The sequence below is a fragment of the Paenibacillus sp. URB8-2 genome, assembly GCF_013393385.1.
GTDB lineage: Bacteria > Bacillota > Bacilli > Paenibacillales > Paenibacillaceae > Paenibacillus_AQ.
In genome coordinates, this window is the sequence record NZ_AP023239.1 from 1,269,493 (window position 1) to 1,281,931 (window position 12,439).

At 49.2% G+C, this 12,439-nt stretch carries 7 protein-coding genes; 4 read left to right on the forward strand and 3 right to left on the reverse strand.

The window, feature by feature from the left end; translation table 11 throughout:
• Positions 1-152: 152 nt before the first annotated feature.
• Positions 153-6,110, forward strand: coding sequence for a glycoside hydrolase family 66 protein (locus PUR_RS05910; protein WP_179034444.1), 5,958 nt, complete (start codon positions 153-155; stop codon positions 6,108-6,110).
• A 149-nt stretch (positions 6,111-6,259) separates the two neighbouring features.
• Here the strand turns inward: PUR_RS05910 and PUR_RS05915 are convergent, their stop codons facing one another.
• A complete protein-coding gene (locus PUR_RS05915) occupies positions 6,260-7,264 on the reverse strand; it encodes a LacI family DNA-binding transcriptional regulator (RefSeq protein WP_179034445.1) in 1,005 nt (334 codons plus the stop codon).
• Between the two features lie 222 nt (positions 7,265-7,486).
• Entirely contained in the window at positions 7,487-8,473 is a 987-nt protein-coding gene (locus tag PUR_RS05920) for a phosphotransferase enzyme family protein (protein ID WP_232101732.1), read from the reverse strand.
• Positions 8,474-8,824: 351 nt separating this feature from the next.
• On the opposite strand from PUR_RS05920, the gene PUR_RS05925 reads away from it, so the two are divergent.
• On the forward strand, positions 8,825-9,340 hold the full coding sequence (locus PUR_RS05925; RefSeq protein WP_179034447.1) for a pilus assembly protein: 516 nt from the start codon (positions 8,825-8,827) through the stop codon (positions 9,338-9,340).
• Positions 9,341-9,590: 250 nt separating this feature from the next.
• Here the strand turns inward: PUR_RS05925 and PUR_RS05930 are convergent, their stop codons facing one another.
• Positions 9,591-10,007 (reverse strand): AbrB/MazE/SpoVT family DNA-binding domain-containing protein, encoded by a 417-nt coding sequence (locus PUR_RS05930; RefSeq protein ID WP_179034448.1) that lies wholly within the window; start codon positions 10,005-10,007, stop codon positions 9,591-9,593.
• A 380-nt stretch (positions 10,008-10,387) separates the two neighbouring features.
• Here PUR_RS05930 and PUR_RS05935 point away from each other — a divergent pair, with 380 nt between their 5' ends.
• Both PUR_RS05935 and PUR_RS05940 read left to right on the forward strand, forming a co-directional pair.
• Positions 10,388-11,356: a LacI family DNA-binding transcriptional regulator gene (locus tag PUR_RS05935; RefSeq protein WP_179034449.1), complete on the forward strand. Its 969-nt coding sequence runs from the start codon at positions 10,388-10,390 to the stop codon at positions 11,354-11,356.
• Positions 11,357-11,527: 171 nt separating this feature from the next.
• Entirely contained in the window at positions 11,528-12,430 is a 903-nt protein-coding gene (locus tag PUR_RS05940; protein ID WP_197970141.1) for an ABC transporter permease, read from the forward strand.
• Positions 12,431-12,439: the final 9 nt, after the last annotated feature.

Here is a 12,439-nt window from a genome sequence, read left to right on the forward strand (position 1 = left end):
TTTTACGTAAACGTTTACATTCCAGATCGAGGAAATTAAGGAGGTTAAAAATGATAGATTAGACGAAGTAACAGCGAATTGAAGTAAACGTTTACGTTAGGTGAAGTCATTCTATACAACATATATCAGTCAATCGACAAGGAGGAAAGCTCATGAAACACAAAAAGGCGATTGCGTATTTCTGTCTGCTGCTGCTCCTGGTTCAGACCTGCACACTCGGTTACGGCCGTTTTGGAACGGCTGCCGCCGCTGGAGAGGATAAGCCGGCAGAACATAAAATCTTACAGATGGTTCCTTCCAAGGCGCGGTTTGCTCCGGGTGAAAAGGCCGAACTCATTCTTACGATGAATCAATCCGCCGACTGGAGCGGCAAGCTTCATATGCAAATTTATCAATTAAACACTTTGGTGGCGGAAGGCGCAAAGGACCTGACCATACTGAAAGACGGCAGCGCCGAGCTCAAGGTGTATTGGACTCCGCCTGCGGACGATTTTACAGGCTATATCGCCAAGGCATGGATAGAGGGCGCGGGGGCAGACGATTACGTTACGGCGGCCGTGGACGTTTCCAGCGATTGGACGCATTTCCCGAGATACGGCTATGTCGCCGATTTTCCGAAGGAGACGGCTGCGGAGAGCGACGCCAAACTTAAGCAGCTGTCCCAGGAGTATTATCTCAACGGTTACCAGTTCTATGACTGGATGTGGCGCCATGACGTATCCGTCTACTCGAAGACGGACGAGAACGGGAAGCCGGTGAAAGACGAGAAGGGCAACTTTATTACTGAGCCTGTAAACGCGGATTCAAGCTATACGGATCTGCTCGGACGGCTACTGTTTCCGCTGACGATCAAGCAGTCCGTGTCGGCAGCGCAGAAATACGGCTCAGCTGCCATGGCATACGAAATGAACTATGCCGCGCGCGAGCATTATCAGGATTTCGGCGTCAAGCCGGAGTGGGGGCTGTATAACAAGACATCCACCGCCCCAAGAACGCCGGAGAAGGATCAGGTCGGCTTTTATTTCGACGGCGTGAAGCCGAATCCGACGGCACTGTATCTGCAGGACCCCGGAAATCCGGAGTGGCGGTCCTACATCACAAAGGAATATGTCCGGGCGGTCAACGATTTCGGCTTTGACGGCATCCATCTGGACCAGTGGGGAGCTAACGACAAAGATTATTTGCTTGGCTACGATGGAACCCCGCGTTACTACTCGTTGGATTTCGATAAAATCATCAATTCGACCAAGGACGCTCTTGTGGCAAACAATGCGGACAAAAGCCATGTGGCCTTCAACATGGTCGGTGGTAATCAGGGCTACAGCGCCGTACCGAATCCGGATACGAAGACCGATTTCGACTACAGCGAAATTTGGCAGGATAAGGACAAGTACAAGGATCTTCAGGAGGTCGTGAATCAGACCCGTGAAGCCGACGGCGGCAAAGCGATGGTCATCGCCGGCTATATGAACTACAAGCAGGCTACGGGCGTTCATTATGACGGTTCCGAGGCGAAAGATGTTCCGAATACAGTCGTGTTCCAATCCCGGATTGCCAAGGCGGCGGGCTGGGTAGGGGACTTTGGCAAGAAGGATGAAGACCAGATCATATTTACAGTCGATGCTCCCGAAGACGGCGATTATAATCTGACTCTTCAATACGGGCACGGCAACGGCGGCGGCAACCCTGAAGGGTATTTGACCGTCAATGGCGAGGCTGCGGCCGATCATATCGTGTTCGATCAGAAGACTGGCTGGGGCCACCCGACGGGCCAGGCGAAACTGACCGGCATCAAGCTGAATAAAGGCGAGAACAAGGTCAAGCTTCAGCTATCTTCCAACGACCTGTGGCTGAATATCGGAAGCCTGGTTGTTGACGGCGGAAGCGGCTTCCATAAGCAGTACGAAGCCGTATTCGCGGAATTAATCAGCTGCAAGGCCGACCAATACGGCAATGTTTACTATTTTGAAACTGATGGAGATTATGTGACCTTCCATGTCAACGTCCCCGCAGCCGGTGATTATCCGCTGGGAATGAGCTACGGCGTTGACAGTTCGGCAGTAGGCCGGGAGCTGTACGTAAACGGAGTCAAGTCGTCCAATGTGAATTTCCCGGCGACGGGCGGATGGGACAGCTTCAAGGAAATTCCCGCTGGTCTCGTTCCTTTGAAGACGGGCGACAATACGATCACCCTGAAAGCAGCCGTTAACGATCCAGGCATGAAGCTGCAGTATCTGAATCTGGACGGACAGCGGTATATGGCCGAGCACGCCGATATCGGCTGGCAGCCGACGAGAGATACCCAGATCGAGACGGTTTCGAACGAGTCTGCTGATCCTACCGTAATTTTGGTCAACGACAGTTCCAGAGTTGCTCTAACCGGTGAAGTGAAAATCTCCAGTCCTTCGGATAATGAAAAAACAAGAACGGATTCTCACAACGCTGGGTCAACCGTTACCTTTAAAGCGGCCAGTGACAAGAATATGAAGGCAACCTTAAGAATTTACTATCACTCCGGAAACAGCGTAGAGCTGAAATCTACCGTATCTAACGCTGTATATGATGTAGTAGGGACTTACAGCACCAATCTGCCGGACAACGGGTGGTATGACGAAAATAATAACAAGGAATGGGGCTTTGTTGATCAGGAGATTCAGCTGGATGCGGGAGTGAATGATATCAAGATGGAAATGACCGATCCATCAGATTATCTGAATCTCCATGGCATTCAGTTGAGCGAAGTGAATGAGAGTGCGGTGCCCGGTTATATTACGAAATTCAAGCAGCAGGGGGATTACCTAAGCTTCGGGTTCCCGGCGGTTCAGGCGAACAGCTATCCGGTTGCCGTAACGTACAAGAACAGCGGAACAGATACGGCGGAGCGGACACTGTATGTCAACGGAAAGAAAGCCGGATTGTTCCAACTCCCGTCCACCGGAGAGGCTTGGGAGACGGTAACTCAGAACGTCTACCTGAATTCAGGCGCTGAAAATCAGGCAATGCTCAAGAAGGATAGCGATACACTGGAGCAAGACAGCATCGCTGTCGATAATATCACAGCAAACGGGACAAAAATAGAAGCGGAAAACGCGGAAACCGGCTGGTCCCCAGTCATTCCCCGTACGGGAAGCGTGGATACTTCGTTTGGAAAGACGGACGACTTTGGACAGCAGGGTCAATCTGTAACCTTTACGGTTAACCCTGATCAGGCTGTTTCCGATTTCTCCATTCTCTATCGCAGCGGAAATGACAGTGTCGTTTCAGTGAGCGTTGACGGCAACGTGGTTGACGGCAGCTTGGCTCTGCCTGTTACACAGGCCGATTGGGGCGGTCCAATAAAAGCCAAGACGGTTAAAGCCGCGCTGACTCCGGGCCCTCACGAGATCAAAGTGGAAATGCAATCGAGCGGCCAGTACACCAACCTTAGCAGCCTGCTGGTCGATGATGTAAACTATGCGGTTGCGGGCTCTGTGGCGGCTGGCGGAGTCACGACATCCGTCGGTTATGTAAGCAATTTTGCCGAAGACGGAGACTTTGTGGCTTTCAATGTGAAAGCTCCCGCGGACGGAAACTACAATCTGGATTGGAACTATAAAAATACCGATGCGGCTGTGAAAAGAAATGTCAGCGTAAATGGAGCCGAAAACCAGGAAGTGGCATTCCCGAAAACAGAGGGTGACGCTTGGGCGGTTGTCGCCCAGAATGGGGTCCACCTGAATCAGGGACTCAATTCCATCAAGATTGCTGTCAGCGGGCTGGACGACCGGGGAATTTTGCTGGATAGCCTGAAGGTCACTTCAGATAATCAGGATTTCTCCAGAACGATTGAAGCGGAAAATGCAGATTTCCTGGCCCCTATGGTGCTGTATAAGGATACGGTGTTGAACTTCGGCCACCCGAATGACGCCGTATCGTTCGATGTTAACGTTCCGCAGTCAGGCGAAATCTCCTTGATCTACACGTACTCCAACGCGGGAACGGGAACCAGCCGCGCCGTGTATATCGACGGAGTACGGGTGAGTGATCTGGGCGGAAATCCTGGACGAATCTACTTTGACCCGACCAGCGACATAAATACCTACAGCCAGGACGGATATTTCATCGTTCCGTATCTGGAAAAAGGAAATCATAAGGTAACGCTCAAAGTGGATGAGGAAAGCGGCAAGGGCACTGTCAATATCAAGGGCTTGACGCTGGGGTATTTCAATGAGTCCTCGCTGCGCCTGATGGACGCCGGCCTCGCTGCTCTGGGAGCCACGCATATCGAGCTCGGCACCGCCGAGAATTTTGAAGATGGCCCGAGCATGCTCGCCCATGAGTACTATCCGAACAAAAGCAAAAAGATGCTGGAGTCTACCAAGGAATCTATGAAGGAGTACTACAAATTTAACGCGGCGTACGAGAACTTGCTGTTTGACAGCAAGGCTGATCCGAATGCGACGATAGCGGTGGAGGCGAACGGAAGCAGCCTGGCGACCAGCAGCAATGGAACCCAGGATGCCATCTGGACGACCGTGCGGAAGAACGCATCAAATGAGGGCTTTGAACGTTACGATGTGCTGCATCTGATCAACCTGCTTAACAATGATGATAACTGGAGAAACGCCGCCAATGAGCCGGTACAGCAGAGCAATCTTAAAGTAACCTATGACATCGGTATGTCACAAGAACAAGCTCCGAACCTGAAAGTGTATGCGGCCACTCCGGATGCCGATCATGGCATGTCGCAGGAGCTTAAGTTCACATGGGATGGAGATCGGCTGATCATCGAGCTTCCTTCGCTGAAGTACTGGACGATGATTTATATCGACAAAGCGCCGAAATCGGCGGACGTTCAGCCGCTCTTCGGCACGGTGCCGGGCCAGACTCCAAGTTCGGCACCAAGTCCAAGTTCGGCACCAAGCCAAAGTGCAGCACCAAGCCAGACTCCGTCCCCGGCGGCAACGCCGGCACCGGTTGGCGGCGCAGCTCCATCACCGTCGCCGTCGCCATCCGCTTCACCGGCTGTTATGGAGCTGAAGAAGGAGGATCTGGAAAAGACGGTAAACGGCAAGGTCACGATTGCGCTGGACGAAGACAAGTACAACCGGATCGCAATTCCCGCTTCCCTGGCGGACGGATTGAAGGGTAAGAGCCTGGTTGTCCAGGGCAAGGGTTTTGCCTTGACGGTGGGGTACGATACCCTTGCGCAGCTTGTGGAGGAGAACAAAGGAACATTGGCTGCCAATGCGCAGATTGTGCTCTCTTTCCGTAAGATAGAGGCAAAGGATGCGGCTCTGCCAGACATTAAGCCTTGGGCGGCGGCCGGCTCCGTTTACGACTTGCAGCTGGGCCTTGCGGCGGAGAATGGGGAGCTTGCGAAGCTTTCATCTTTCAGAGTTCCTTTACAGCTCTCCCTGAACGTAGACGGACAGGGATACCCCGCCGAGCTGCTCGGAATTTATTACTACAATGAAACCCTGAAGCAGTGGCAGCATATCGGCGGCAAGACGGACGTCGCGGGCCATACGATAAGCGCAGACTTAAGCCATTTGAGCCGGTACACCGTGTTTGCTTACGACAAGTCTTATACAGACGTGAAGGCAAGCCACTGGGCTTACGGCGCAATCCGGTCCTTGACGGCGAAGCATGTCATTAACGGAATGACGGATAACACCTTTGCGCCGTCGGCCAACGTAACACGCGCCCAGTTCGCCGCGCTGCTCACCAAAGCTTTCCATTTGCAGAGCGCCGGTCACACTCCATTCCGTGACGTGGCGGCGGGTGCATGGTACTCAGCCGATGTCGCCGCCGCTTATGAAGCCGGAATCATTACCGGGCGCAGCGCAGCTGTGTTTGCCCCTAATGAAGAGATTACCCGGCAGGAGATGGCGGTTATGCTGTCCAAAGCGTTCAAGCGGGCGGGTGGAAGTTGGACCGCGAATGGGCAAAGCCTGACGTTCCGGGATCGTGAACAGATTGCGGTATGGGCGCTCCCGGCCGTGCAGGCCGTAGGCAGCGCCGGGCTTATGGCCGGACAGGCGGACGGACGCTTCGCTCCCGCACAGATGGCAACACGGGCGGAAGCGGCTCAGACGATCGCGAATTTGTTGAACAAAACAGGCAACTGAATAGATTGAGCGGCAGATTCCTATTACAGAGAGGCAGTCCAATTTTAGATTCGGTGACAAGTCAAAAACAGCACGTTTCCCAGGTTATTGGGAACGTGCTGTTCTTCTTTTTCGCTCTATGGCGGGTTTGATTTATTTTAAAAAGACTCTCAGGCAAGCGTCCTTACCGACTGTCTTTCTACAATAGAATGGTCGACTATTTTCCCTTTGGCAGCTTCGCTGGTTTCAATCATTTGAATCAGAATTTCCGAAGCCATTTGGCCCATTTCAACCAGCGGCTGCCGGACCGTTGTCAAAGGGGGGACCACCATGCTGGACAGCTGCAGCCCGTCAAATCCGATGACGGAAATATCGTCCGGAACCTTGAGCCCATGCTTGTAAGCGGCGGACAGCACCCCAATCGCCATTTCATCACTGGCCGCAAAGACGGCGGTTAGATCGGGAACGGTGCGAAGCAAAGTTTCAAATTCCCGGTACCCGCTTTCAAACCGGAAATCCCCGTATACGAGATACCGTTCGTCGAAAGGAATCCCATGCTTCTGAAGCGCTCTCAAATATCCTTGTACGCGCGGGCTGCCGGTTAAGACATCATCCTTGCCGCCGCTGATCATGGCGATTTTGCGATGCCCTTTGGCCACCAGGTAATCCACTGCGTCGTATGCGGCCAGAGAATCGTCGATTTTCACGTAGGGAATGGCAGCATCATTGCCCTGTGAAGAGATAAGCACAACCGGAATTTTCATATGCCCGATAGCTTCCCGGTACTCATCCTTTAACACGCTGCTGGAAAAAATAATTCCGTCCACCTGCTTTTCCCGCAATAGCTGCAAATACTTCATCGTCCGCTTCCCGTCATCGTCCGTGTTGCAGACCACAATACTGTAATTGCGGCTATGGGCGAAATCTTCAACCCCCTGCAAAATATCGGAGGAGAAGGAGCTGGACACATTGGGAAACAAAACTCCAATCGTCTGCGTCCGCTTATTGATTAAACCGCGTGCGATCGCATTGGGCTGATAACCGATTTCTTTAATGACCTCGTTAACCCGTTGTTTTGTCTTGTCGGTGTAACCACCCAAATTGTTCAGCACCCGGGAAACCGTGGCGATGGAAACGTTTGCCATCTTGGCGACATCTTTAATCGTGGGATTCATTCAGGTTCCTCCAGAAATATGGCTGGCAGCAGCTTTTAAGCGCTTTGGGCTTAAGTTGTCTCGGCCTGGGTCAAGATGTGTTATCGAAACGAAAATTAACGTAAACGCTTTACTGCAACTATAAAGCCGGTGCTTGGCCCTGTCAATTGACAGAGTAAAAGTTCAGAATGGATAAAAGGGGAGATCCGCATTTAAACGAGATCACTAAGCGGAAATGATTCTCTAGATTTGAATATCGCAACCATCAAAAAGCAAACTTCTTTCAATAAGTTTAACAGCATTATTGATTGCATTCCGTTGGTCCTCTGTAAGACGACTCTCATCACCATCCCATTCACCTAACCACCAGAAGAAAGAACAAATATTCCGATACTCCATAAACATGGGGATTGTTTGTAACCAGTATTCTGAGAGATGATTTTCTTTACCGTAACCCATTAAAAATTCACGTAAGAACAGTTGAGCAAACTCGTTTTTAGCAACACGTTCATCTTTTTGCACTCCCCACCAGACGGCATGAGTGGCAGCAATCGCAATGTCTAATGAAAACCAACCAAAGATACTGTCGTCAAAATCAAAGACGGTTATTTCACTGTCGTCGATAAAAAAATTATAAGGGTGGAAATCATTATGAATCAGTCCAAACGAGTCTCTATCCCTTGGGAGTAAATGAATCCTACGCTCCATGGAGATCAATTTTTCAAGGAGTACATAGAAACTGCCGCGCTGCAGATGAGGGTTATTGATGTTGCTTATGCTCCAGCAATCTCTTTTCACAAGGACGTCTGAAGCTCCGTAAGATTTCGAAAGCCGATGCATTCTCCCCATTGTTTCTCCCCAATTCCTGAATACCTTTGGCCCCCAATATTGATCATCGTTTTTATCAAAAAAGCGGCCTGGAGCCGCGTAAAAAGCTGTTGCAATATAACACTTATCTTCATCATGGTAAACTGCTGTTAATTGATTTTCTCTTGTTTTGATTGGTAATGAAGCACGTAAACCGTTCTCCACCAAATAATAGACCCAATCCACCTCAGCTCTTATCTTCTCTACGTATTCCTGTGGTTTCTGAGATAACCGTAAGATATAGGACAGATCACCCTTGGTAAACCGGTACACTTCATTTGTTGAGTTGCTCAGGAAGACTAACGTTTCTGCATTAAATTCAAATGATTTTGCAGCTTTAAGCAATATTCTCGAGCTTGCCATTAAGAATGCCCCCATCTTTTAGAATCTCCCGGCCAGGTATAACCAAACCATATATGAAAATTCTAGAAAGATATAGACTTATCTTTTCTCCAGATATAAACTCATAATTAGATAAGGAGTTATTTTCTGTTGGATAGACGTTAATCTTCAATTGTTTATTAAAAGGCGACCTTCATAAGAAGGTCGCCTTTGTTGCGTTATCTTGCCCGTCAGCTTAACGAAGTGCGACTAAATTCGCCATTAAGCTAACAGGATGTTTTGGGTAGCGTCATTAATGACGAGGAACACATCTTATAGGTTGTATTATGAGCAACTATACTAGATAATTGTAAAAATGGGAGGAATTAAGCTATGAAGAAAAAAGGGGATTACTTTGCCTTAATAACTTTAGCTTTGGCAACTGCAGCGGTGATTGCTTGGGTTTCACTAAGTACAACTAAAAAGAATGCGTCTACTCCAAAATCTAGTGCAGTAGAAAGTCAATCAGTAGATAAGACCAATCCTAATCTTTCTAGCGCAAACACCAGAAGCCCTAAGACTGTAGGTAAAGAAATTAAAGATAAGGCAAGTGGGGACGCAAACGTACCAAATTCATTTACCGTAAATGCGAATTATGGCCAACTGAAACTTCTTTTGAAGAATTATAGCAGCTATGAAGTCCATGTTACTTTAACGCACATTGTCACCCGTAAAGTGTATTTCGCGAAGGACATTGCGGGCGGCGGTTCTCTGGAATGGAACAGTTGGACTGAAGGTTATACACAAGGCATGCGTATTGGACACTATATCCTTGAGTGGAGTGGCCGCGGATATAACGTTAATGCGGGAGTGGAGGGACAACTTGCTTCAAGCACGAAGGATTTCTAAAAAGTTTGCTGGGGGAGCTCCCATTAAAATTGGGGGCTTTTTCTTGCTTGAAGCTCCCCACAAAAGCCTGAATTAAGATAATACTGCTGGGCGTCGTTCTAACGGGACACTATAGTTTAATCATTCTCTTCAAACCGAAAAACAAAATAGCGGAGTGGAAAACGGAAGAAAGTGATATCCTTTTTTGGGATCATCGGTAATAATTTTTTGATGATTCAGTAGTTCAGTGTGGAGTGCCGGCACTTTCTTGTTAAGTGCTTTGAGAAGCTTCTCCATTTTCTTCGTTGAAGAACACGTCCAGGCCATTGAAATCGAGATCCCCTTTGTCATCATCCGATCCCAAATCAGCCATATCTTCCTTAAACTCATGAACCCGATCGGCCAATAAGCGATTGTATTCATTTATGCGGCGTGTCAATTCCATTGCTAGCTCTTCCTCAGAGAGACCCTCTGCAAGGGTTTTGCGAACAATAGACTGAATGTCCTTCTCTTGGAGTGTTTCTTTCGTTCGCACCGGTTTCAGGAATATGCCATCATCCAACAAGTACGCTTGGACCTCGTCTTCCAAGTTTAGGGCATCAAAATAGCTTTTCGGAATCGTAAGTTGTCGTTTACTGGTAATTTTGATATCCCGGTACTCGTTAACCCCCGTTAACTTATTCATCATTATCAAATTCACCTTTTCTACCCATGTCGTCTATAGTCAGTTCATCATCAGTTAATTATCAATTCAACATTATTAATAACGCTCTCACAGTAACGCATCTACATTTATATTCTACAGTGTCATCTACTCATCTATTGGGGGGATTAAAATAAGCACCTTGGAATATTTCCTTACTCGGTAAGGAAAATGTATCATGGTTAATGCAGGAATTCAATCCTTACTCCGTAAGGATATGCATTTAATATGCCCGGCTGCTGCAAAACGATACATAACTTCCACCCGGAAAAAATAAAGTGGAAACGATTCAAAATTTCTATTGAAACGTTTCCAAACCCATGTTATGATAGCGCTATCAAAGAGGTTGAGGCGGAGGAAGACACATGGCCAGTATCAAAGATGTAGCCAATTTAGCAGGGGTCGCCGTGGGCACGGTATCGAGAGTCATAAACAATGCGGGAGCGGTGAAACCGGCTACGCGCGACAAGGTTAAGGCGGCTATTGAGCAATTGAACTATGTGCCGGATGAGGTGGCCCGCAACTTCAAAATGCAGAAATCGAAGATGATTGCACTTCTCTTGCCGAGTATCTGGCATCCTTTCTTTTCCGAGCTTGCCTATTATATTGAAGATGAGCTCGACCGGGAGGGCTACAAGCTGATACTCTGCAACAGCGGGGGCAAGCCCGAGAAGGAATTGTATTACTTCGATATGCTGAAGCAGAACAAGGTTGCGGGGGTTGTCGGAATCACTTATAACGATATTGAGAACAGCGTAAGCACAGACATTCCGATGATCAGCATCGACCGGCATTTCAACAAGAAGATCACCTGCGTGACCTCGGACAACTTCGAGGGAGGGCGGATCGCGCTAAGAGAACTGGTCAAGGCCGGCGTGAAGAAACCCGCTTTCCTCGGCAATGTGCCTTTCGTATATAGCGAGACCATGCTTCGGAAGGAAGGCTTCGTACATGAAGCCAAAATCCTGGGCATACCTTATGAAGTGTACGAGGAACCCGATCCGCTCCGGGATGAGGATAAATACTACAGCACGTTTCTTAACCGTTACCAAGACATCGACGGCGTATTCGCCATCACGGATATGGCCGCAGCCAAATATATCGAGAAAGCCAAGCAAGCGGGCATTCGCGTTCCGGACGATGTGAAGGTCATCGGTTATGACGGCATACAGGACCATCCTTTTTTTCATCCTCTGCTCTCCACGATTCGCCAGCCTGTCGAGGAGATGGCAAGAACGGCCGTAAGGCTGCTGCTGAGGAAAGTGGAAGGAGAAACCTTGGACCGTGAAGTCTACCAAATCCCTGTAAAATATAGAGCAGGGGAGACAACCTGATTTTTTTAGCATCAATTGGAAACGTTTCAAAAAAATAAGGGGGGAACAAGCTCAATGGAACCTAAATCGAAAATATCAATGGAAGCCTCTAGCGGAAATCCGATGACCGCGCCGGTCCGGGCGCTTCCGAACCTGCCGGGACGGCGCGCCGGGGCCAGATGGAAGTCGCACATGAGAAAGCTGAAATCTGCCCGGAAAAATTGGGAACTGTACTTGCTGCTAGTTCTGCCTGTGGCCTACTTCATAATTTTTCGTTACATCCCGATGTACGGCGTGCAGATCGCTTTCAAGGATTTTACGCCGCGCGCCGGAATTTGGGGAAGCCCCTGGGTGGGATTACAGTATTTCAAGGAGTTTTTTGAATCGTATAACTTCTGGACGATTATCAAGAACACGGTTCTGCTCAGCCTCTTGAACCTACTGATCTCCTTCCCCATTCCCGTGATCATCGCGATTCTGCTGAATCAATTAGCACGGGAGAAGCTGAAGAAGTTCGTCCAAACTGTGATTTACGCACCTTATTTCATCTCTACCGTGGTGCTTGCCGGTATGATTATGGTGTTCCTTTCGCCCAACAGCGGTCTGGTCAATCATATCATCGGAGCGTTTGGCGGGAAGCCGGTTCTGTTCATGTCCGAAGCCGGCTGGTTCCGCCCGATTTATATCATGAGCACCGTTTGGCAGGAGACCGGGTTCGCCACCATTATTTATCTGGCCGCGCTGGCCGGCATCGACCCGCATCTTCATGAGGCCGCCGTCGTGGACGGAGCGAACAAATGGCAAAGAATCCGGCATATTGACTTGACCGGCATTCTTCCCACCATTACCGTGCTGTTTATTCTGGCGGTGGGCAACTTGATGAACGTTGGTTTTGAAAAGGCTTTCTTGCTGCAAACCGACCTTAATATCGACTCCTCGGAGATCATTTCGACCTATGTGTACAAAATCGGCATCCAGCGCGCGCAGTACAGCTTCTCTGCAGCGATCGGTCTGTTCAACGCGGCCATCAATCTGGTGCTTCTGCTCATCGTCAATCGGACGGCCAAAAAAATAAGCGGAAACGGATTATTTTAGAAAGGGGGA